We start from the raw sequence: 21,783 nt of genomic DNA, 5'->3' as shown, positions 1-21,783 counted from the left end.
GAACCATTGGGTTGTTTTTTCGTAAGTTAGGACATAAGATGGGCATTTAATTAGTAGACAGTGATATTATTATAACTATAGATCCAAGTTGGAGGTGAAAATCATGAATTTAGAAAGTGTTCAATCGAAATTAAAGAGCCATACTCCTACCATATTAGGAAGTGATAAATTTTCAAAATATGCGGTGATGGTGCCGCTTATCCAAAAAGAAGATGGCATTCATGTCTTGTTTGAGGTTCGCTCTTTACAGCTGCGAAGGCAGCCAGGAGAAATTTGTTTCCCTGGAGGGAGAATCGATCCACAGGACATCGATGAAAAAAGTGCAGCGATTAGGGAAACCATGGAGGAATTAGGAATAAGCAGTGAGAATTTGTCAGAGGTTTTTCCATTGGATTTCATGATTTCCCCTTTTGGAATGATGTTATATCCCTTCGTAGCCATTATTGAAAAACCGGAAAAGATGCAGCCAAATCCCGCGGAAGTGGGGGAGGTATTTACGGTTCCTTTAAACTACTTTATTGAAAATAGTCCTGCTATTTATCATTTAAATTTTAAGGTAGAGCCAGAGGAGAACTTTCCATTTGATTTAATTGTAGGTGGTGAGAATTACAATTGGCGAACGCGTGCCATTGACGAATACTTTTATATATATGAAGAAAAGGCAATTTGGGGCCTCACAGCGAAAATCCTATCCCATTTTATAGATATAATGAAACAGTGAAAGTAACCAAAGATGAATTTGCATAGAAAAAGTATCGAAGGATGAAATTAAAGTGAAAATTATCAAGGGATGAATTTGCAATTAAACTATCCCAGGATAATTTTCGCTGTTTTTTTGTCTAGCTCCAGCGCCCTAGCGGCAAGTGTCCTTCGCTCTCCGCGAGTAAAAATCCCTTCAGGATTTTTACCTACCTATGATAAGTCAACATCGAATCGCCTACGGCTCTTCGTGTTTCCTTTATCTCAGTTAGAGTGCTCCAGGCCATACGCCGCTGATCAGGGCGCTTCCGCTTTTCCTTTGTCTTTCCTAGAAATACAAATGTCTTTTTGTGGAAGAAAAAAACACTTGATTATTTTCTGAATAGGATTAAAATTAAGATTATACTTTTTGGGATAGGTGATGTTGTAATGAAGGTAGTAAAGTTTGGTGGATCCTCTTTAGCGTCCGGAGAACAAATCGAAAAGGTTTTTCAGATTGTAATGTCTGATCCTGAGCGGAAGGTAGTGGTTGTATCTGCTCCTGGAAAGAGATTTTCTGAAGATGAGAAGGTAACGGACCTGCTGATAGAGTGTGCGGAGTTATGTCTGCAGGATAGTAATCCAGAGGAAAAGTTTAACGCCGTTATATCTAGATATTCCTCCATTGCAGCAGAGTTAGATCTCCCTGATGAGGTAATTAGTGAAATTCATCACGATTTAACTGAAAGATTAAATGGAGACAAAAGTAAACCTGATCGGTTTATGGACTTAGTAAAAGCTAGTGGTGAGGATAATAATGCAAAATTAGTTGCTGCCTACTTTAGGGAACAGGGTGTAGAAGCGACTTATATAAATCCAGGGAAAGCAGGATTGCTTGTAAGTGATGAACCTGGTCATGCTCAGGTGTTACCAGAAGCATATGTTAATTTATATGCCCTTCGTGAAATCCCAGGTATCATTATTTTTCCAGGATTCTTTGGCTATAGCAAACAGGGTGAAGTGTTCACCTTTTCACGTAGCGGCTCAGATATAACAGGTTCGATTTTAGCCAATGGAATCAAAGCGGCTTTATATGAAAATTTCACCGATGTGGATGCTGTATTCTCAGTGAATCCTAATCTTGTAGAAAATCCAAAGGAAATTAAAGAATTAACGTACCGAGAGATGCGTGAACTTTCTTATGCAGGATTTACCGTTCTGCACGATGAGGCGTTAGTACCTGCGTTCCGTGCGGGCATTCCTGTTCAAATAAAGAACACAAACAATCCAACAGCACCTGGTACTCGAATTGTATATACACGGGATAATACTAATGGACCGGTGGTTGGAATCGCTAGTGATGAAGGGTTCTGCAGCATTTACGTAAGCAAATACTTAATGAACCGAGAAATTGGTTTTGGACGCAAGCTATTGAGTATTTTAGAAGAATATGGTCTTTCTTATGAACATACACCTTCAGGAATTGATGATGTTTCCATTATCTTAAGAGAATCTCAGCTAGATCCTGATATGGAAAATGAAATCATCTGGAGAATTGAGTCAGAATTGAATGCCGATGAAGTGAAGATCGAGCATAGCCTCGCATTGATTATGGTAGTTGGTGAAGGAATGCGGAGAAACGTTGGAACAATGGCACGAGCTTCTAAAGCCTTAGCAAAAGCAGAGGTTAATATTGAAATGATTAACCAAGGTTCTTCAGAGGTAAGTATGATGTTCGGTGTGAAAGAAGTCGATGAAAAAAGAGCCGTTCAGGCCCTATACGAAGAGTTTTACGCAGCAGTACCTGTATAACATGGAAAAGCAGTTCTAAAATTTATTTTTAGGCTGCTTTTTTGTTGTTTAAAAATTTATTTCGGTGTTTAATCTTGTATATCCGCGGAATTTCGATTATATCTGCGGTAATTGGATTCATGATAATTGGGGATAATCTTGATTTTTCTTGAGCTTTACCTTCGTTCTTATCCCGGCCAAAATGGCTATAATCAATCCTCCACCTGTATCGGAGATTAAATCGATCATGGTATCGTCATTTCCCCCGCCTTGCAAGGTCATATTGAAAAATTGATCACAGCTAAACTCATAGATTTCCCATATCACACCGCCTAAAGCTGCGAAGGATAAGGTAAATAGGAAGATAATCCAAGGTGATATTTCCACTTCCGCATCTCGATGTACCAGACGTTCATATAATGCGATTCCAGAAAACGCAAGAATGGCACCACTAAGGAAGTGCACAAAGGTATCCCACCAGCCAAGACCATACCAGCCTAGAATCGAGCCGCAGTATTGTGAACCGACCAAGAATAGTAAATAGGAAATAACAATGGGCAAATTGAACTTGAGTTTGGTAAATAGGGCTAAGAGAAGTGGAACGGCCCCACAAACCATTCCGCCAATGGCAACGGTTGATTTATAAGATTCCCCGTCCGAGCGATAATGAAAAAATAGGAAAGCCATAAAAGCTACATAAAGTAAACTAAGAATTAAGACTAACTTTTGATTCATATTTTCACCTCGTGTTGATTACACAGTTCTTGTTTACTATGATTATGTCCAAACGTTATACAGCTATTCCATCCCCATTTTTTTTAGCGTATAGTGGAAATATAAATTAACATTGACTCAGTGAAAAGTGGAGGCATATATGCAGAGGGCACAAATACCAACGTATGAAAGGATTGCCATTGATTTAGCGAATCGAATTTACGACGGAAAGTACAAAGTCGGTGAAAAGATTCATGGAAGATCCACATTGGCAAGTGAATACAAAGTTTCACCAGAAACGGTTCGAAGAGCCATCAAAATTTTAGAAGATGTAGAGATTGTTATATCAACTAAGGGCAGCGGAATAGTGATTTCCTCAAGGGAGAACGCCTATAAATATATTCATCGTTTCTCCAATTTGGCAAGTATCAAGGACCTAGAAAAAGAAATTAACGCGCTTGTGAAAGAGAAAAACAAGATTGAAGTACAGCTTTTGGATACCGTACAGAAAATCATGGATTATTCTACAAAGCTGCGTCATACCAACCCATTGGCGCCGATTGAGGTGGAGGTATTTCCAGGATGTATACATACCGGTAAGACAATATCTGAAGTGAAGTTTTGGCAAAACACAGGGGGAACCGTGATTGGAATGAAGCGAAAGGGAGAATTAATTATTTCTCCGGGGCCTTATGCACTGATTCAAGAGGAAGATATTCTACTGATTATTGGTGATGATGAAACCTACGAACGGGTTGTACATTTTATGGAGGAATAGAAAAAAGCCGGCTTGTATGCCGGCTTTACTCATTAGATTAATCCTTCTTCTTTTAAAAACTCTTTTGCAACCTTTGCTGGTGATTCCTTCAGGCTGTCAACTTTGTAATTCAGATTTCGCATTTTATCATCTGTCAATGTACCAGCAAGTGAATTTAGAACATCTTTTAATTCAGGATGTTTCTCTAGAGTCTCTTCTTTGACAATGGGAACGGCATAGTATGGAGGGAAGAAGTTTTTATCATCCTCTAATACCTTTAAACCAAATTCCTCAATCAATCCATCGGTTGAAAATGCGTCGATTACATCACTCTTTTGATTATCAAGAGCCGTATAGCGCAATCCGCCATCAACTGCTTGAACATCCTTAAATTCCATATTATAGGCTTGTTCAAGACCAATTAATCCATCTTCTCGGTTAGAAAACTCAATCGTTGGCCCCATAATCAAGCCATTGCTTATTTTAGCAAGATCGGAGACAGTGTTCAGATTAAATTGTTCTGCTGTATCCGGACGAACTGCTATTGCATAGGTGTTATTAAATCCAAGAGGTTTAAACATGTCAATACCATATTTCTCTTTGAATTCCTTTTTTACGTAGTCATACACTTTATCAGAATCACTTTGTGCAGGTTGATTCAGTATATTTACAAGACCAGTCCCGGTATATTCCACATATGCATCGATGTTGCCGTTATTTATGGCACCAAAAGCTACCTGCGTACCGCCTAGATTCAGTTTTCTTTCAACTTCAAGATCAGTCTTGCTTTCAATTAATTCCGCCATCATATTTCCTAAAATCAGCTGTTCACTGTAATTCTTTGACCCAATGACAATTTTCTCCGCTGCATTTACCTTCGAATAAACCGTAAACGCGCCTCCAGCAACGATCAGTACACTTGCAAGGCTTATTACTAAACGTTTTACCTTTTTACTAACTGCTGAAGAGGATTTCTGCTTATTCGTATAAGAGAATGAAGTTTCAAGTTTACCAACGATAAAGTCAATAAGCAGTGCCAGAATACAGGCTGGGATGGCACCGGCTAGAATCATGTTGTTATCAACAGTTTGTACGCCTGAGAATACGAGATATCCAAGACCGCCTGCGCCAACGAAGGCAGCGATGGTCATCAAACCAACAGCGGTAACGGCAGAAATTCTGATACCCGCCATAATCATCGGAAAGGCTAGCGGCAGCTGAACCTTTTTCATGGTTTGACTCTTGGTCAGACCGATACCTTTGGCGGCTTCCAGAATATCAGAATCAATGTTTGTTAAACCTGTATAAGTGTTTTTCACAATTGGAAGCAGCGAATAAAGAACAACCATAACGATAGCAGGGGCACTGCCAATTCCAATGAAGGGAATTAGGAACCCAAGTAAAGCCAAGCTTGGTACAGCTTGAATAACATTAGTCGTTCCGATAATTGGCTTTGAAAGCTTTGGCTCTTGTGAAATCATTATGCCAAGTGGAATCCCAATAATGACCGCAATCAGTACTGAAATGACACTTAAGTAGATATGTTGACCTAATAAATTTAGGATTTGTTCGTAGCTTGAACTTAGATAGTTATAAAAATCAGCCATTAAAAGGCCACCTCCAAATCAATTAGTTGGCTGCTTAATGCCGATAAAATACTGCTTCTTGTAATAAGACCTGTTAATTGCTTTGCATGGTTGATAACAGGAACATATCCAATTTTGTGTTCATTCATTGTCGCTAACACGGAAATTAAGTTACTTTCCTCTGAAACTGCAAGAATATTTTTTTCCATGATACTCTCAATCTCGGAATTTCGATTCAATAATTGGATTCCTTTAAGAGTCACTAGTCCTATTAAAATATTATTTTTGTCCGTTACCATAAGGCTATCTACTTTATTGGATTTCATAATCTCGATTGCCTGTAAAACAGTTCGCTTCGCGGTGATCTTAACTGGATTAGGAATCATAATATCTTCAGCCATTAATAACTCAGGGTTATTCCAAATTCGCCGCTTCCCGATGAATCCTTCGACAAATTCATTGGCTGGGTTTTTGAGAATATTTTCAGGAGTGTCAAACTGGAGAATATCGCCATCTTTCAAAATACAAATCTTATCGGCGATTTTAATTGCTTCGTCCATATCGTGGGTAACGAATATGATGGTTTTGTTAAGCTCTTTTTGCATTTGAACTAGTTCATCTTGTAGCGAGTTTCTTGTCACAGGATCCAATGCACTAAAAGGCTCATCCATCAAAATGATATCTGAATCGGTGGAAAATGCTCTTGCTACCCCAACTCTTTGCTGCTGTCCACCGCTTAATTCTTTTGGATAGCGGTGCAAGTATTCAGCAGGGTTTAATCCAACCACATGAAGTAGTTCTTCTGTTTTTTTGGCAATAGCCACTGGGTCTTCCCCTTTAAGTTTAGGAATCAGTTCCAAATTCTCTTGAATCGACATATGTGGAAACAGGCCAGTATTTTGGATCACATAGCCAATATTTCTCCTCAGCTCGATAGCATCGATAGTGGAAATGTCCTTTCCATTTACAAAAATCTTTCCAGCAGATGGCTGGATTAATTTATTAATCATTTTAAGCAATGTAGTTTTCCCACAGCCACTTGGTCCGATAAAAACAACTAATTGGCCTGCATCTATATTGATTGAGAAAGGCTTAATAATCGTTTTGTTTTTATATTTTTTTACGATGTCTTTAAATTCTATCAAAGTCATTCCTCCTTTTTAATTGAACGTTCGTAATTTGCAACAACTCGATGGTAACACAAAAGTTGTTGGTTTGTCGAATAATGTGATTAATTGCCTATTTTTAATCAAGGTAAAAAGGGTCATAAATTTTTCAGAATATAAAGAAAAGTGTTAAGATGGAAATAATAATAGACAATAAACTGAAAAGAGAGGGGAAAGTAAATGGAATCAATAAAAGAAAAACTTAGTATTAAATTTTTCCTCTTCCTTGGGTTGGCATTCGTTTTAATACAAATCCCGCTAATCGGTGATTATTTTAGAATAATCAATACGGTAATTCATGAATCAGGACACGCATTTATGGCATTATTTGGCGGCAATATTGAATCCATTTCAATATTCATGAATGCAGATGGAGTAACACACGGAACTCAATCGATTTGGGTTATCGATTTTATAACATGCGTCGCAGGTTATATGATTTCTTCCCTTATGGCATATGTATCATTTTGGTTAATCAAAAGGAAAAGGTATATACTCTTCATTGATTTGCTATTGGGAGTCCTCATTATTAATTTTATATTATGGGTACGGAATCCTTATGGTTTATTTTGGCTTGCCTCCTTCGGTTTGTTATTTCTCGCTTTCTTGATTAAAGGAAGTCAAAAGGTAATCCAAAATCTCTTACTGTTACTTGCTTCAGTATTATTAGTGGAATCGTTTTTTACAGCCTATGATATATTTATCATAAGTTTGTTGCAGCCTCATGCAGCAGGTGACGCGACAAACTTAGCTCAATTAACTCCTTTTTTTCCTGCGCAGGGATGGGGGATATTTTTCTTAGCTCAATCACTTTTTTTCATACTACTTGGATTCAAGCAAGGTTTGTTTAAAATAGGAATGGTTGAGTTAGAGACGAAATATCAATTAGAAGGAACGAAAGAATATTGAATATAGGAGGAAAAAATAAGTGAATGTACTTGAAGTGATCCAAAATCGGCGGACAATTAAAAAGTTTAAAACTGACGCTGTTCCAATCGATTTGATTTATTCTTGGTTGGAAGCTGCAAAAATGGCCCCTAATCACAGAATGACTGAACCTTGGGAAGTTTACTTTATTGGACCAGAGACGAGGGCAAAACTAAATCATAAGACGGATTTTGGAAATGCTCCTCTACTTATTGCTGTAACCTCGAAACATGGTGCAACAGCTGTGGAGAAGGAGGAAAATGCACTGGCGACGGCCTGTTTTGTTCAGAACTTTAATTTGGCTGCATGGGCTGGAGGGGTAGGCACATTCTGGTCATCGATTGGAATAACAGCGAAAAATCGAGGAATTCTAGGAGTTTCTGAAAATTATGACCTCATAGGGGTATTGGCTATTGGCTATCCAGAGCTTATACCTGACCCAAAACCAAGAACATCGATTATGAATAAAATCAAAAACCTGCCATAATAAAAGAAGAGACAACGAAATTTGGTTGTCTCTTCTTCTTTTTAATTTTAGATTACAGCGTTTTGATACTCTAACGTTAGATTATCAATGATGGTTTGAACAGGGAGGATTTCCTTGATTTCACCAACTCTTGCACCGGCGAAGACAAGTCCATTTTCCACATCGCCTTGTGCATCAGGAAAGACAAGACCATTTTCGGTATCGCCTCCAACAGTTCTGAACATGGAATCAAGCGTACAAAAGCGGTAAGAACAATTTTTCAAGCAATCATGGCATTTAGCGATTTTTAATTTGTCAGACCCGCTAATTAATTTAGTAAATTTATTGGCAATGGCTCTACCTTGTAACCCAACCGTCGTTTTAACTAAAACCAAATCTTCTTGACGGGCATTTACATATTTCTGTTTAAATGATAATGGGGCGTCACATTCTTCACTCGCTGCAAAACGTGTTCCCATTTGAACGCCAGAAGCCCCCATTGAAATGGCTTTGGCAATATCTTCACCAGTCATAATTCCACCTGCAGCAAGAACTGGAATCGATACTGCTTCCACTACCTCCGGAAGAATATCAAACATCGGCCGATCCGTACCAAGGTGTCCGCCCGCTTCAAAGCCCTCAACTACTACCGCTGCAGCTCCAAGCCTTTCAGAAATTCTGGCCAATTTGGCTGAAGAAACAATCGAAATAACAGGAATCCCAGCCTCTCGTCCCCAAGCATACATATCCCTCGATATTCCCGCCCCAGAAATAATGAAATCAACTTTTTCTTCAAGTGCAGCTTTCATCTTTTCCGCAAAATCATTCATCGCAAACAACACATTTACGCCAATATATCCTGCACCTTGAACTAAACTTTTTGCTTTTCTAATATGATCACGCATTTCATCGGTTGAAATACCTGTTCCAGAGATAATACCGACACCACCAGCATTTGCAACAGCTGAAGCTAGTTTACTTAATGAAATACCTACACCCATTCCACCTTGGAAGATGGGAACCTTTGGCATGATATGTGCAATTTTTAATTGTGGAAAGTTCAAAGGATTACCTCGTTTCTTTGTTAAATATTTAAAACTTACTCTGCATACTACCACTAAATATTCGTTGTGTATGTGATTTTTATCATCAGGTCATACAAGTTGGTAATAGCATTAATTACCAATAGTATTTTAAGCATAGGAATAAATGATTATTATTTCAGAATTGTAAATGGAACGAAATCGAAAGTAACCAATCTTAAATCCCCCTGTAACATTAATAAGGTAAAATGGAGAATAAGATATACAATTTAGTCGGATATTTTGCTAAAATAATTTTTGTTAAAAATTTAGGGGGGATAGGATGGCTTCAACTGAAAATAGAAGTAAGTATTTCGATAATGCCAAATTCATTTTAATTTTTCTTGTTGTTTTTGGGCATATGATTAGCCCTTATAAGGACCAAGATAAGATTTTATTTACATTATATACGGCAATATTTTTGTTTCACATGCCAGCATTTATTTTGATATCAGGATATTTTGCAAAGGGATATAAAAAGAAAGGGTACCTACAAAAGACCATTCAAAAAATACTGATTCCTTATTTTATTTTTCAAGTCATATATTCAGTTGTTTACTACCTCGTAGGTAAGGAAAAAACACTTGAATTTGATTTGTTCCAGCCGCATTGGTCATTATGGTTCCTTTTAAGTTTATTCTTTTGGAATTTACTGCTTTATGTATTTGCTCGATTAAAATGGGTTGGTTTATTCATCGCCGTTATCATTGGTATTGGAATTGGTTATATCGATAATGTAGGAAGTTTTTTGAGTATATCTCGGACGTTTGTTTTCTTTCCTTACTTTTTATTAGGTTTCTTATTAAACGGAGACCATTTAAAAATGATTGTTCGGGCAAAGTATGCTGTACCGGCAGGAATAGCTATTATCGCAATGACATTCATATTTTTTGGATTAGGGTTCCCTCAAGATGCGGTACCATGGCTGTTAGGTGATACATCTTACGAAAATATGGGAGGGATGCAGCTAAGCGATGGATTGTTGCGTGCATTGCAGTATGGTTTAACGTTGATTGTAGTATTTGCGTTCTTGCCGTTAATTCCGTCGAATCAGTACAAAATCACAAAGATTGGTGAAAGAACACTTTATGTTTATTTATTTCATGGGTTTATTATTAAATCGATTCAGGCCATCTTACCGAATTCTATCTCGGAAAATTATTTATTCTTACTCGCATTTTCCTTTATCGTTTGTATGGTCCTGGGAAGTTATATGATAAAAAAGTATACGAAACCGCTTGTAGAATTAAAGATATAAATGCAAAAAGCCGAATGTCTATGAACATTCGGCTTTTTTTTGTGTTCAAGGCGATTAGCTCTTTTAGTTATCCTAAAAATCCAAAAAAAGAACTGACGAAATTCTTCTTTTTCCTATTAACCTTTCCCTTTTCTAAGACTAACGGTTGGTCAGGCAAAATAGATTTCTTACTCTCATTAAGCTGTGTTTGGATGGATTCCACTTGTGCTGTTAAATCTTTAACTTGATTCTGTAACTCTTCAATTTCCCTGCGGTGCTGCAGCAACTGGTAGGAGGCAACGGAGTCGGCTTTAGAATTCACCTTTGCCTCCAATTCAGTAACGATCGTATACAATCTTTCCAGTTCAGCATTGTTTTCAGGTTCTTTAACGATCCCTTTGCGCGTTTTCTTTTCTCGGACAGGAGCTATTTCTTGAAGGAGGGTCCCATTTTGTATTTGCGTCTGAATATTTTTTAGAAGATCAATATCCTCTTTATTAAAATGATAATGCCCCCGTTCATTGCGCTCCATCGGCAATTCCAACTGTTTTACCCAGCGTTGAATGGTACTAGCAGATACCCCCAATAATTTTGCAACTTCGCTTGTGTTCATAATGATTCCCCCCGCCTAAAAAATGGACCAAAAGCAAAGCGACTTGACATCTTATTCCCAAAATTTCCACCATTTCTTTTCTTTTGCAGCGGCTACATCTCGGAAGCTAGTTAATAAATTCTGAAAAGCTGCTTCTCTTTGTGTAATATCATTTCGGAAGAGATCCCGTTCCTTCACGCGGTCTTCACGGTCTTTTTCAATTGTATCCGATAGGCCAATAATTTCTGTGTTTGTAATTTCTACATAATGAGCGAGTTCCTCAGTAGATTGCGATAACTGCTTTGATAGAATATAAATTTCTTCAGATGTTTCATGAGAGGCGTTGGCAATACTTTTAGATAAGTATAGAAGTCTATCTGTTGTCTGCTCTGTATTTTTGTCTAAGTTGACAGACAGTTCTTTGAGCTCTGCTTTCGTGGTAGCGGTAGATTGGTTTATAGATTCAGAAAGAGTGTTTACAGTGTAGTTCGTGCCAGTTGCAATTTCTTTTTTGACCTCTTCAACCACTTCTTTTCGAAGTACGTTTCTAATTTCCTCTTTTACTTCATTTAAAAAGGTTTGTTTATACGTATCCATTGCGAGGAAAAATTCATCTGCGCTTTTAATGGAGATTTCCTCATCCGCTACAGGGGTGGCATTGTGAGAAATAATTGCTAATTCTTGGGATTCAGTTTCATTGATTTCTTCTTCTGGTTCAGAGGTTACTGCGGCAGGTTTGTGAACTTCTTCATTGGGTTCTGAGATTTCTTCGTTCTGTTCAGCAACTGCTTCTTCAGGAAAATGGATTCGTTCTTCGAGTTCAGTATCAGTTTCTTCCAATTTAGAAATTTCGTCATCCAGTTCAGATATTACCTCTTTAATATCAGTTTCCCCTCGTAAAGTCTGTAAAATCATCGTGGTATTGAGTCTTTTATTGTGCAATGCCTTAATTTCTAAAAGTAAATCTATTTCCACTTGTGAATAGATTCTTGCTCCTTGTTTCGTTCGCGGTATTTCTAGATATTCCTCAAGTTCTTCTTCCCATTTTTTCAAAGTAGCCGGTTTAACATTTATTTTTTTGGAAACTTCCTTTAAGGTGAAAGTTCTCATTAGTTTTCAAATCCTCTCTATCTAATTTACGGTAAAACCTCTTTAGATAGTAAATTCTCTACTGAATACCCCATTTTCCTGCACGGTGACAAAAGCTATCAAAACAAGACGGATACCACGAAATAACAACAAATTCATGCAAAAAAAGCTGTGCGCTATGCACAGCCTTTGATAGCGAAAACCAAGCTTTTTCTTTGTTGGGATTCATTCAATAACCCCTAGCTTTTTTAATCCATTATAAATCCCTGAATCACTTACTGTTGTTGTTTTGTGTTTGGCAAACTGAAATAAATCCGGATGACCGTTACCCATCGCAAAACCTTCACCGACATTCATCAGCATTTCTTTATCATTCAAACCATCACCAAAAGCTATCGCATGTTCCTTGTTGACACCGAGGTGTTTAAGAATATATTGGACACCAATCCCCTTATTGATTTTGTCTCTAATTACATCATAACAATGGCGCATGCCCTCCACATTTACTTGAGTTAAATGAATACCATCTTCATTTCTATAAAAGGATAAATCCTTTGGGTCTACGTTTATCAATGTCATGCCCAAAACCTCATAATCCTTGGAAGGAGTAAAGGAATCGTTCTTATGTAAATGGAATTTCTCGATAAATTCTTGTACAAAATCCACGTTTAGATCCGTAAATATGTTTTTGTCTTTTGTATAAAGAACAGCCTCATGTTTATTATTTTTCGCTATTTCTAGGAATTGTTGGACACTTTTTTTATTCATAGGCTCTTGGAAGAGGTCCTTCCCTTGATAAATGCCATATGCACCGTTATATCCGATAAGGGAGCGAACATTTAGCTTCTTCGCAAGTTCCCTAATTTCATGTAGGGGTCTGCCTGTAGCTAAAAAGACTTCTATTCCTTTTTCCTGAACCTGTTGTATAGATTTAATTGTCGTTTCCTCAATAGAATCATCAGGTGTAATGATGGTTCCATCGATATCCAAAAATAAAACCTTGTATTCAGACATTGAAGATCTCCTTTAGTGTTTGTTGTTTTTTAGGTTTAACCTTAACGAATAGATAAAATGCTCTAAGTGAGGAATAATATTCGAGACATTGAGAAAAAGGGTGAAGCTAATGTTTAGGATTGTATTGGTTTTTCTTCTTATGGTTTGCCTTCCGGCACATGTTCAAGCACAGAATAAGGTTCCAATTTTAATCTACCACTCAATCGATGAATATAACGGTGTAGGCTCTAAGGAATTATATGTAACACCTGAAAATTTTGAAAAGCAAATGACCTATTTGAAAAATCAAGGATATACGTTATTAACATTTGAAAGATGGAAGGATATTAGTAAAATTAAAAAACCAATTTTTATTACATTTGATGATGGTTATAAAAATAATCAAAAAGCATTTGAAATTCTTCAAAAGTTAACAGATCATCACTTTAAACCTACCGCAACCTTTTTCGTTATATCCGATTTTGTCGGGCGTAGGAACCGTTTGTCACAATCTGAATTAAGGGATATGGCAGCCACTGGTGTAATTTCTGTTCAGTCTCATACAGCTACACACCCGGATTTAACAAAAGTAGAGAATCTTCAATATGAATTAAAAAGCTCGAAGGAAAAAATTGAAAAAATGACCGGTAAACCGGTTATAGCACTTGCGTATCCTTATGGAAACTTCAATGAACGTGTCGGATCAGAGGTAAAAAAGTATTATCAATTTGGTTTGACAACTACACCCTCACTCTATACGAAAAAAGGACTGAAAAATGAATTGTTATTTTTACCAAGAATGTATATAAAATATTCCACAGGCCTTGATGAGTTCATTGACATCCTTACAAAATAGGATTTCTTAAAGATAATCTATGCTGCAAGATAACGAAGATTCATGAGCAAACAATAGAAAAGCTCTTGTTTTTACTTTAAATTGGGGATTAAACGGGTATTTTAAGTGAATTTCACTCTTTACAACGGTTCAGGTTGGGGCTAGAATTAGCGTCATATTATGAATTTAATATTCGGCCAAAACCCATCACCCTGGGTACGGAGGAACCAATTAATAGGGGTTAATTCTACCAAGTAGAAAGGATGAGAACTTTTCTTTCGCCATCCTACCCGTCAGCTAACTTCGTCGGCTAAAGCGAAGGAGGTCATGGACCGCCAAGTACAGGGGCTTTTATGTTTTAACATTTGAAGCAGCTTGATTACAAATGCCGGTCTTTTATTATGCCTATTTTAGGGAACAGGTGGAGAAAATGACATTAAAAGATTATTTAACAAAATTGAAGATTGGTTTGCCAAAAACGATGGTTCATTTGGATAAGCAGGTTTACGAAGCCGGCAGTGTCATAAATGGGACGATTGAGATAACGGGCGGACTACTCAAGAATAAAATTAAAAGATATGATATCGATCTAATAGGGATTGATTCACAGGCTTTTGTAGAGGAAACTTTAAATAGTCATTCCGTATTCTGTTCTCTTGAATGCAGCCCAAACCAAACTGGAAAGATCCCCTTTTTACTCGATATTCCTGATGAAGTTCAATATAATGAAGACACCTTTAAATATTCCTTATTAATCAATATTGATTTAGGAAATGCAAATAATATTACACAAAGTGTCCCTATTACCATTAATACCATTTCTTAATGTGCGTCTATTAACCTAAATTTATATGTAAATCGGAACAAATACCTATTATTTGATATAGCTTTGTAAACTACTAGACACTAGGATGAAAACTATTACCGTTATAATGAAGTTACATAAGACTTTATTAGGCGGGTGCAATCGATGGAAGAAACAATGGTTAAATCCTATCTGCAAAAATCACTAGAAGAGTGGAAGGATGATATATCGGTAGTCCTTACCGAAATTGATAAAGAATATGAAGAAGTGGCACAAGAATTAAAGGTATATTCGTATAAATATGGGATTACCAAGCAAGTCATTCAGTCAACAGTGAATGAGGAATTAATTGAAAATATACGGCAAAGATATCATAAACCCTTTGAAGAAACCTATAATCAATTAAAAGAATATATTAAGGACTTGGAAGAAAAGCAGAGAGTTTTCCAAATGTTTGTTCAAAAAATTGATGAAGTCAATCGGAAGGAATCGGCAAGGAATTCAAATTAATAAATAAAGGAAACAGTCTGATCCCATGGGATCAGGCTGTTTTTATTATCGGTAAAAGAAAGCTTTGCATATAGTAATTAGCAGGATTTAATGGAGAGGTGCTGAACTATGATTACTGCAAGGATCGGAAGTAAATACTTTCGGCTGCCGGACAATCTTGAGGAATACTTTCAAAAATTTCGGTCTCAAGTTATTGGCAATCATCAGGAATTCGACCACCCATACGGAAGAAAACCTATAATATATGCAGATTGGACGGCAAGTGGAAGATTATTTCGTCCTATAGAAAGAAGAATTTCAGAGGTGTTTGGTCCGTACATGGCTAATACACATACTGAATCCAATTTTACTAGTCTTATGATGACTGGAATCTATAATCAATCAAGAAAAATTATCAAGGAACATGTAAATGCCGATGAGAACGACGTACTGATTCTTGATGGCTTTGGGATGACGGCTGCCATGAATAAATTTCAGAGATTACTTGGGCTGAGAGTCCCAGAGCAATGGAAAGCGAGCATTAAGATTAAGGATAATGAAAAACCCATTGTCTTTCTCACACATATGGAGCACCATTCAAATCAAACCTCATGGCTTGAAACGTTGGCTGATGTGGAAATTATCAGACCTGACCCAAAGGGTGCGGTAGATGTGAAACATCTCGAGCAGCTTCTTAACCAGTATCGGGATCGGGGTGTTAAAATTGGATCCTTCACTGCTTGCTCGAACGTGACTGGGATACAAACCCCTTATCATCAGTTGGCGAAAATTATGCACCAACACGGTGGTCTATGTTTTGTTGATTTTGCTGCCTCGGCTCCATATGTGAAGATGGATATGCACCCTAAAGACCCTCTGGAAAAACTTGATGCCATTCTATTCTCACCCCATAAGTTTTTAGGTGGACCCGGAACGAGTGGTGTATTAATTTTTGATAAGAGAATGTATAGCAATAAGGTACCTGATCACCCTGGCGGCGGGACGGTTGCATGGACGAATCCGTGGGGCGGACACAAATACATTGATGACATTGAACATCGTGAGGATGGAGGAACACCAGGGATACTTCAAGCCATACGTACCGCCCTATGTATTAAACTAAAGGAACAAATGGGAGTTGAAAAGATTTTAGCTAGAGAGAAAGAACAGCTTGAACTACTGCTAACTGGGTTGGAAGATATACCGAATCTTCATGTATTAGAGAATCATCAGCGGAATCGAATCGGCATTGTTTCATTTACCATCACAGATATTCATTACAATCTTATTGTCCGTTTGCTAAATGATCGATATGGATTTCAGGTCCGCGGAGGATGCTCTTGTGCAGGAACATATGGACATTATTTATTGGAAATTGACAAACATAAATCGAAACAAATTGCTGAGCAAATAGATCAAGGAGATATGTCTACAAAACCAGGCTGGGTCCGATTTTCACTGCATCCAATTATGTCGAATGCGGAAATTTTATTGTTTGTAGAAGCAATGAGAGAGATAACTAGGAACATAAAGGATTGGAAGAAGGATTATATTTATGACCCGCATACGAATGACTATTTTTATACAAAACACACTCGTCAGGATATGGCTCATTTGTTTAGGCTTGAGGAAGAGGAATTAAGCAACGGTTATTAAATCCCAACATATGCTAGTTAAAAAAGGTGGGATAGTATGATTCACATCGTAAAGCCTGGTGATACCCTTTATCAACTTTCATTGGACTATCGGGTAAGCCTGGCACGAATTTATGCGGCAAATCCAGGTGTCAATCACCAGCAGCTGTACGTAGGACAAAGAATTCAAATCCCCGGGCTTCCAGATCCAAGTACAATTCCAGTTTCTATACAAATTTCCGTTAGTAAGCGAAGACTTTCTTTATATAGGAATGGAAAATTGGAAAAAATCTACCCGATTGCTGTAGGGAAAATGCTGACAGCTACACCAACTGGTGATTTTGTGATTGTTAACCGCCAAATGAACCCCGGCGGACCGTTTGGTGTTTTGTGGCTATCGTTATCTAAACAAGGTTATGGTATCCATGGAACAAATGATCCAAGTTCGATAGGAAAAGCGGTTTCGCATGGTTGTGTAAGAATGCATAATCGTGATGTTCTTCAGTTAGCAGAGAAGGTTCCGAATGGTACTAGGGTAATGATCCGACCCTGATGATTAAAACAAGTTTGGCCGATTACAAAAAATCGGCCTATTTGATTCGGGGATGAATCCAATTAAGGTACTCGTTCGTATAGTAGATAGAATAAAATATTCAAAATTCAATACATAAGGGGGTTTTTGCGTGTGGGGAATAGTAGGTGTCCAAGCCGTTGTCATTTTGCTATTTCTAATTCTAGGTTGGGCCGTTAGAAAGAAGGAAGGATATTGGCTTATTTCCGGATTCGCAACACGCCCGAAGGAGGAACAGGAGCAATTAATTAAAAGCGGGTACCCGCAAAAGGTTGGTGGATTGCTGATATTAACAGCAATTGGCATGTTGATTCTGCTGCCGCTCCTGTTTACTTCTTTTAAATTTGCAATGGAAGTTCAATTTGGTTTTATGTTCATTTTTTTGATGGGTGGATTAATTTACCTAACTAAATATGAAGTTCCAAAAAAGCGCAAACGCAGTTATATCATTAGTATTTCGCTATTAATTCTGGTTATTGGGGGAATTAGCGTGGTTTCTTATTTTAGTTATCAGGGCTACGAGCTAGTAACGAAAAAGGATAGCTTCGAGATTACCGGAATGTATGGGGATGAGTGGACATATAAAGAAATTATTTCGATTGAACTAATGGATCATTTACCTGAGGTTACAGTAAGGACAAATGGCGTGGGACTCCCTGCGCTTTCTAAAGGACAATTTAAAGTAACTGGATATGGAACCAGTTTACTCTTTATCCAAAAAGGGTCATCTCCGTATATTTATATTGAAATGAAGGATAGAAAAATATTTATAAATGATAAAGATCCTGAACAGACACAAAACTGGTATCAGCAGCTTATGGAGAAAATGGATTAACACAAAAGGTCACTGTTCAATGAACGATGACCTTTAATGTGGAAATATTATATGAAAGTGGAATGAAAAGGGAGGCAAATCAAATACTACTATTAAAACAACATTGAAATGGGATATGTGAATGAAGAATCCAAAATATAATAAAATACCTTTTATTATTTTATTCCTAATCCACTCAGGTTTACTGGGTTATTCTTTTTTTAAAAGTAAAAACAAAATGCAATTATTTATCTTATTAATGTCGAATATTGGTATGGCATACTTATTTGAGTTTTTTGTATTAAATCTGTTTAGAGCCTATAAATATAAGCCAAGAATTTTAAAAAAAAATTATTTTGATAATATCCTTGGTGCTATTTTATCGCAGGCTATTTTTGTGCCCTTTACTGCCTTATTCTTTACAGTCCAAAAAATTGGAGGGTTTGGAAATTTATTAGGCGGTCTATATTTTGCATTGGTAGAAGTTCTTTTTTTGAAGTTAAAAGTATATAAACATAAATGGTGGAGAACTGTTTATACCTTAATATTAATTCCTTTATACTTCAGATTAAGTGATGGATGGAACAACTTTTTAAATAAAAGAAATCCAGTGATTCGCTTCATTTCACTATTCTTCACGATCTTGATAACCGAAGCAAATTTACTATTTGTATTCGCTGTCTCTCGGAAAATTCGATTTGGATTAGGGAAGTATCATTCCTGGAACGAACATTTTGTATTGGTCCCGTTATATGCGATTTCGTTGTCATTTTTTTCAACATTATCGTTTTTGAAGCAAAATAATTGGATTTCCCAACTTAGAGTATTGGTCATGACAATGTGTTTAGATCTGGTTTTTAAAAAGTTAACACTGGTTAAAGAAAAATTTCATACCATTGATTATATTATCCTAAGGTTACTATCGATTCTGTTATATGGTCAATATAGAGATTGGGTTTATGGAGATTTTAGACCAGAAGAAGGTGAGGAAGTATCGAATAGGAAACAGTAAAAAAAAACGCCATAGCGGCGTACGTATCTATTGTAAACAAAAAAAATTCATGATAAAATGAATGTTGGTCTTGTTACGAATATTATTATATTGCACAATATTCCTATAATAACTATAGCACGAAAAGAGGATGGTTGTCAAATAATATAGACCAAAATTTTTCTGGAGAGTGGTTATATGAGCGATATGCAGAATAAGGATTTGCAATTCGAGCAGGAGCGAGTGAACTTTGTTATCAAGGAGATTGAGAAGAAAAAGCAAAAACTCCAGAAAAATACAGGTGGTGTCAGTTCAGACGTACTTGAGCTTCGAAAAACTTTCTGGGAAGATGTCACGGTTAATATGGATGAACCGGATGACGTTATTGAAACAGCAGCGAGTATAAAACAACAAGCAGAGTTGTTATCAGAGCGTGAACGAACGTTTAGGCAAATGGATAAGCAGATTAGAACCCTCGAACGATTAAAATATTCACCGTATTTTGGACGGATTGATTTTTTAGAAAATGGAGAGACTGCTGTTGATCATGTATATCTCGGAATTGCTTCTTTTATGGATGAACAGGATGAGAATTTTTTAATTTATGACTGGCGGGCGCCCATCTCCAGTCTCTATTATGATTATGCTCCAGGTCCGGCAGAGTACAATACATTAGATGGAGAAATTAACGGCGAAATGAAAATAAAACGTCAGTTTATCATTCGAGCTTCTGAAATTAAAGCTATGTTTGATACAGGTGTAACCATTGGTGATGAAATGCTTCAGGAGGTCCTTGGTAATAATGCTAATGCCCAAATGAAAAGTATTGTGGCAACGATTCAGCGTGAACAAAATCAAATTATTCGAAACGAACGAAGCAAACTTTTAATAGTGCAAGGTGTCGCAGGAAGTGGTAAAACATCTGCTGCCCTTCAGCGGGTTGCGTATTTGCTTTATCGTCATCGTGATACGTTAAAGTCTGAAAATATTATGTTATTTTCTCCGAATCCACTCTTTAACTCTTATGTATCAACGGTACTCCCTGAATTAGGGGAAGAGAATATGGAACAGGCTACCTTTATGGAATACTTAAACCACCGCATTGGAAAAGCGTTTGAAGTTGAGGACCCATTTGACCAAATGGAATTTTTACTTAACCAGGAGGATACAAAGGACTATCATACACGAGTAACGGGAATTCGATATAAGGCTAGTCTTACATTTAAAGAAATCATTGATCAATATGCAGAGGCTCTATCAACCAAAGGTTTGCTGTTCAAAGATTTAGTCTTTCGCGGTGAAATTCTCATTTCGAATAAAGCAATCTCTGAATATTTTTACTCATTAGATTCGAGCTTTACCATCCCTAATCGGATGGAAATGGTGAGGGATTGGCTTTTAAGAGAGCTAAAAAGACGAGTTAAACAGGAACGATCAAAAAGCTGGGTGGAGGAAGAGGTACAATATTTAGAAAAAGAGGACTATCAAGAGGTGTACCAGGAATTACAGGGTAAAAACCGATACAGTCATAATAGCTTTGATGATTTTGAACAGGAACAAAAATTTCTTGCTGAACGGGTAGTAAAAGTAAAGTTTAGGTCGTTATTTTCTAGAGTGAAAAAGCTGAATTTTATAGATATGCAGGGATTATATAGCCAGCTATTTACGAAGGGTACAAATCATAAAGAAATTCTTCTTGATGAATGGACAAAAATTTGTATGCAGACTGTAGACAAATTAGCAAACTATATAATTGCCTATGAAGACGCAACACCTTTTGTTTATTTGCAGGATTTGATTAAGGGAAGGAAGTCTTCATCAGGTATTCGTCACATATTTATTGACGAAGCACAGGACTATTCACCTTTTCAATTTGCATTCATCCAAAGGATGTTTCCCTATAGTAAAATGACGCTTCTTGGCGACTTTAATCAAGCTATCTTTTCAGGTGCGACAGGTTCAGCTACAGTAATTTCTGATTATAAAGAGAAGGTAGAGGATGTAGAAAAGATCGTTTTGACTAAAACCTATCGTTCTACAAAGGAAATTGTTGATTTCACTAGCAGTTTGGTTGAAGACGGGGAACTGATTGAACCATTTAATCGTCATGGCAGAAAACCAACCATAAAGATTTCCGATTCAGACTTATTAGATCGTTTAATACCGGAGAAGATCAATGAGTTTTTGTTAGAAGGCCATCGTACGATTGCTGTTATTTGTAGAACGGCAGCAGAAAGTATAAGGGTATATGCCGCACTTAAAAATGAGCTACCTCTTCATCTAATCGAGAAATCGACCATTGCATATGAAAAAGGGATATTGGTGATTCCATCCTATTTGGCAAAAGGGATTGAGTTTGATGCGGTAATTCTCTTTGATAGTTCTCAGTATGAAAATGAAAGCGAACGGAAATTATTCTACACGGTGTGTACCCGTGCGATGCATAGGCTGCATTTATTTGTAACGAAAAGTATCAGCCCATTAATGAAGGATGTTCCGGAGACATTATATGAAATCGAAGCATAAAACACAAGAAACAGCGTCCAAATAATGGCCGCTGTTTTTA

Annotated in this window: 21 protein-coding genes and 1 riboswitch; of the genes, 14 read left to right on the top strand and 7 right to left on the bottom strand. The window is 37.1% G+C overall.

Annotated elements, in window-relative coordinates; genetic code table 11:
• Window positions 1-103 precede the first annotated feature (103 nt).
• Complete coding sequence (locus AC2TFD_RS19940) at window positions 104-721, top strand: NUDIX hydrolase (protein ID WP_484673811.1); 618 nt, start codon at window positions 104-106, stop codon at window positions 719-721.
• Between the two features lie 407 nt (window positions 722-1,128).
• On the top strand, window positions 1,129-2,490 hold the full coding sequence (locus tag AC2TFD_RS19935; protein WP_335519286.1) for an aspartate kinase: 1,362 nt from the start codon (window positions 1,129-1,131) through the stop codon (window positions 2,488-2,490).
• A 117-nt stretch (window positions 2,491-2,607) separates the two neighbouring features.
• Here AC2TFD_RS19935 and AC2TFD_RS19930 read toward each other — a convergent pair whose 3' ends face one another.
• Complete coding sequence (locus AC2TFD_RS19930; RefSeq protein ID WP_484673810.1) at window positions 2,608-3,204, bottom strand: DUF2238 domain-containing protein; 597 nt, start codon at window positions 3,202-3,204, stop codon at window positions 2,608-2,610.
• A 139-nt stretch (window positions 3,205-3,343) separates the two neighbouring features.
• On the opposite strand from AC2TFD_RS19930, the gene AC2TFD_RS19925 reads away from it, so the two are divergent.
• On the top strand, window positions 3,344-3,961 hold the full coding sequence (locus AC2TFD_RS19925; protein WP_335519280.1) for a GntR family transcriptional regulator: 618 nt from the start codon (window positions 3,344-3,346) through the stop codon (window positions 3,959-3,961).
• 32 nt (window positions 3,962-3,993) lie between these two features.
• Here AC2TFD_RS19925 and AC2TFD_RS19920 read toward each other — a convergent pair whose 3' ends face one another.
• Window positions 3,994-5,547: an ABC transporter permease/substrate-binding protein gene (locus tag AC2TFD_RS19920; protein WP_335567771.1), complete on the bottom strand. Its 1,554-nt coding sequence runs from the start codon at window positions 5,545-5,547 to the stop codon at window positions 3,994-3,996.
• A complete protein-coding gene (locus AC2TFD_RS19915) occupies window positions 5,547-6,677 on the bottom strand; it encodes an ABC transporter ATP-binding protein (protein ID WP_484673809.1) in 1,131 nt (376 codons plus the stop codon). The genes AC2TFD_RS19920 and AC2TFD_RS19915 overlap by 1 nt, the downstream gene beginning before the upstream one ends.
• A gap of 195 nt (window positions 6,678-6,872) precedes the next feature.
• On the opposite strand from AC2TFD_RS19915, the gene AC2TFD_RS19910 reads away from it, so the two are divergent.
• Both AC2TFD_RS19910 and AC2TFD_RS19905 read left to right on the top strand, forming a co-directional pair.
• Window positions 6,873-7,601 (top strand): M50 family metallopeptidase, encoded by a 729-nt coding sequence (locus tag AC2TFD_RS19910; protein WP_484673808.1) that lies wholly within the window; start codon window positions 6,873-6,875, stop codon window positions 7,599-7,601.
• 19 nt (window positions 7,602-7,620) lie between these two features.
• Window positions 7,621-8,106: a nitroreductase family protein gene (locus AC2TFD_RS19905; protein ID WP_335519269.1), complete on the top strand. Its 486-nt coding sequence runs from the start codon at window positions 7,621-7,623 to the stop codon at window positions 8,104-8,106.
• A gap of 47 nt (window positions 8,107-8,153) precedes the next feature.
• On the opposite strand, the gene AC2TFD_RS19900 is transcribed toward AC2TFD_RS19905, so the two are convergent.
• Entirely contained in the window at window positions 8,154-9,116 is a 963-nt protein-coding gene (locus AC2TFD_RS19900; RefSeq protein WP_335519306.1) for an NAD(P)H-dependent flavin oxidoreductase, read from the bottom strand.
• Between the two features lie 334 nt (window positions 9,117-9,450).
• Between AC2TFD_RS19900 and AC2TFD_RS19895 the strand changes: the two genes are divergently transcribed.
• Window positions 9,451-10,425, top strand: coding sequence for an acyltransferase family protein (locus AC2TFD_RS19895; protein ID WP_484673807.1), 975 nt, complete (start codon window positions 9,451-9,453; stop codon window positions 10,423-10,425).
• A gap of 67 nt (window positions 10,426-10,492) precedes the next feature.
• Here AC2TFD_RS19895 and AC2TFD_RS19890 read toward each other — a convergent pair whose 3' ends face one another.
• The 3 genes from AC2TFD_RS19890 to AC2TFD_RS19880 all read right to left on the bottom strand — a co-directional run bounded on the left by AC2TFD_RS19890 (window position 10,493) and on the right by AC2TFD_RS19880 (window position 13,099).
• Window positions 10,493-11,017 carry a MerR family transcriptional regulator gene (locus AC2TFD_RS19890; RefSeq protein WP_335519263.1) on the bottom strand — a complete coding sequence of 175 codons (525 nt, stop codon included), beginning with the start codon at window positions 11,015-11,017 and terminating at the stop codon, window positions 10,493-10,495.
• 51 nt (window positions 11,018-11,068) lie between these two features.
• Complete coding sequence (locus tag AC2TFD_RS19885) at window positions 11,069-12,106, bottom strand: MerR family transcriptional regulator (protein WP_335519260.1); 1,038 nt, start codon at window positions 12,104-12,106, stop codon at window positions 11,069-11,071.
• A 204-nt stretch (window positions 12,107-12,310) separates the two neighbouring features.
• The gene (locus AC2TFD_RS19880) at window positions 12,311-13,099 is read right to left on the bottom strand and encodes an HAD family hydrolase (RefSeq protein WP_335519256.1); all 789 of its coding nucleotides are present in this window, start codon (window positions 13,097-13,099) and stop codon (window positions 12,311-12,313) included.
• 109 nt (window positions 13,100-13,208) lie between these two features.
• Here AC2TFD_RS19880 and AC2TFD_RS19875 point away from each other — a divergent pair, with 109 nt between their 5' ends.
• The 8 genes from AC2TFD_RS19875 (at window position 13,209) to helD (ending at window position 21,743) form a co-directional block, all read left to right on the top strand.
• A complete protein-coding gene (locus AC2TFD_RS19875; protein ID WP_335519253.1) occupies window positions 13,209-13,934 on the top strand; it encodes a polysaccharide deacetylase family protein in 726 nt (241 codons plus the stop codon).
• Between the two features lie 164 nt (window positions 13,935-14,098).
• Window positions 14,099-14,240: riboswitch (cyclic di-AMP (ydaO/yuaA leader) on the top strand.
• Between the two features lie 103 nt (window positions 14,241-14,343).
• Window positions 14,344-14,739: a sporulation protein gene (locus tag AC2TFD_RS19870; RefSeq protein ID WP_335567773.1), complete on the top strand. Its 396-nt coding sequence runs from the start codon at window positions 14,344-14,346 to the stop codon at window positions 14,737-14,739.
• A gap of 144 nt (window positions 14,740-14,883) precedes the next feature.
• The gene (locus tag AC2TFD_RS19865; protein WP_335567774.1) at window positions 14,884-15,228 is read left to right on the top strand and encodes a hypothetical protein; all 345 of its coding nucleotides are present in this window, start codon (window positions 14,884-14,886) and stop codon (window positions 15,226-15,228) included.
• A 108-nt stretch (window positions 15,229-15,336) separates the two neighbouring features.
• Entirely contained in the window at window positions 15,337-16,863 is a 1,527-nt protein-coding gene (locus tag AC2TFD_RS19860) for an aminotransferase class V-fold PLP-dependent enzyme (protein ID WP_484673806.1), read from the top strand.
• Between the two features lie 36 nt (window positions 16,864-16,899).
• The gene (locus tag AC2TFD_RS19855) at window positions 16,900-17,394 is read left to right on the top strand and encodes a L,D-transpeptidase family protein (RefSeq protein WP_484673805.1); all 495 of its coding nucleotides are present in this window, start codon (window positions 16,900-16,902) and stop codon (window positions 17,392-17,394) included.
• A gap of 130 nt (window positions 17,395-17,524) precedes the next feature.
• Window positions 17,525-18,247 (top strand): DUF3784 domain-containing protein, encoded by a 723-nt coding sequence (locus AC2TFD_RS19850; protein WP_484673804.1) that lies wholly within the window; start codon window positions 17,525-17,527, stop codon window positions 18,245-18,247.
• A 121-nt stretch (window positions 18,248-18,368) separates the two neighbouring features.
• A complete protein-coding gene (locus tag AC2TFD_RS19845) occupies window positions 18,369-19,238 on the top strand; it encodes a hypothetical protein (RefSeq protein WP_484673803.1) in 870 nt (289 codons plus the stop codon).
• A 177-nt stretch (window positions 19,239-19,415) separates the two neighbouring features.
• Window positions 19,416-21,743 (top strand): RNA polymerase recycling motor HelD, encoded by a 2,328-nt coding sequence (gene helD, locus AC2TFD_RS19840; RefSeq protein ID WP_484673802.1) that lies wholly within the window; start codon window positions 19,416-19,418, stop codon window positions 21,741-21,743.
• The last annotated feature ends 40 nt before the right edge of the window (window positions 21,744-21,783 follow it).

It is taken from the genome of Neobacillus sp. plas4 (genome assembly GCF_057221695.1).
This window is presented reverse-complemented; position numbering and strand designations above follow the sequence as displayed.

Bases quoted from the DNA above. Each gene is read 5' to 3' on its own strand.
- AC2TFD_RS19890 (WP_335519263.1), bottom strand. From the start codon at position 11,017: ATGAACACAAGCGAAGTTGCAAAATTATTGGGGGTATCTGCTAGTACC.
- AC2TFD_RS19895 (WP_484673807.1), top strand. From the start codon at position 9,451: ATGGCTTCAACTGAAAATAGAAGTAAGTATTTCGATAATGCCAAATTC.
- AC2TFD_RS19915 (WP_484673809.1), bottom strand. From the start codon at position 6,677: ATGACTTTGATAGAATTTAAAGACATCGTAAAAAAATATAAAAACAAA.
- AC2TFD_RS19900 (WP_335519306.1), bottom strand. From the start codon at position 9,116: ATGCCAAAGGTTCCCATCTTCCAAGGTGGAATGGGTGTAGGTATTTCA.
- AC2TFD_RS19855 (WP_484673805.1), top strand. From the start codon at position 16,900: ATGATTCACATCGTAAAGCCTGGTGATACCCTTTATCAACTTTCATTG.
- AC2TFD_RS19940 (WP_484673811.1), top strand. From the start codon at position 104: ATGAATTTAGAAAGTGTTCAATCGAAATTAAAGAGCCATACTCCTACC.
- AC2TFD_RS19865 (WP_335567774.1), top strand. From the start codon at position 14,884: ATGGAAGAAACAATGGTTAAATCCTATCTGCAAAAATCACTAGAAGAG.
- AC2TFD_RS19870 (WP_335567773.1), top strand. From the start codon at position 14,344: ATGACATTAAAAGATTATTTAACAAAATTGAAGATTGGTTTGCCAAAA.
- AC2TFD_RS19925 (WP_335519280.1), top strand. From the start codon at position 3,344: ATGCAGAGGGCACAAATACCAACGTATGAAAGGATTGCCATTGATTTA.
- AC2TFD_RS19935 (WP_335519286.1), top strand. From the start codon at position 1,129: ATGAAGGTAGTAAAGTTTGGTGGATCCTCTTTAGCGTCCGGAGAACAA.
- AC2TFD_RS19930 (WP_484673810.1), bottom strand. From the start codon at position 3,204: ATGAATCAAAAGTTAGTCTTAATTCTTAGTTTACTTTATGTAGCTTTT.
- AC2TFD_RS19885 (WP_335519260.1), bottom strand. From the start codon at position 12,106: ATGAGAACTTTCACCTTAAAGGAAGTTTCCAAAAAAATAAATGTTAAA.
- helD (WP_484673802.1), top strand. From the start codon at position 19,416: ATGAGCGATATGCAGAATAAGGATTTGCAATTCGAGCAGGAGCGAGTG.
- AC2TFD_RS19880 (WP_335519256.1), bottom strand. From the start codon at position 13,099: ATGTCTGAATACAAGGTTTTATTTTTGGATATCGATGGAACCATCATT.
- AC2TFD_RS19845 (WP_484673803.1), top strand. From the start codon at position 18,369: ATGAAGAATCCAAAATATAATAAAATACCTTTTATTATTTTATTCCTA.
- AC2TFD_RS19920 (WP_335567771.1), bottom strand. From the start codon at position 5,547: ATGGCTGATTTTTATAACTATCTAAGTTCAAGCTACGAACAAATCCTA.
- AC2TFD_RS19875 (WP_335519253.1), top strand. From the start codon at position 13,209: ATGTTTAGGATTGTATTGGTTTTTCTTCTTATGGTTTGCCTTCCGGCA.
- AC2TFD_RS19910 (WP_484673808.1), top strand. From the start codon at position 6,873: ATGGAATCAATAAAAGAAAAACTTAGTATTAAATTTTTCCTCTTCCTT.
- AC2TFD_RS19860 (WP_484673806.1), top strand. From the start codon at position 15,337: ATGATTACTGCAAGGATCGGAAGTAAATACTTTCGGCTGCCGGACAAT.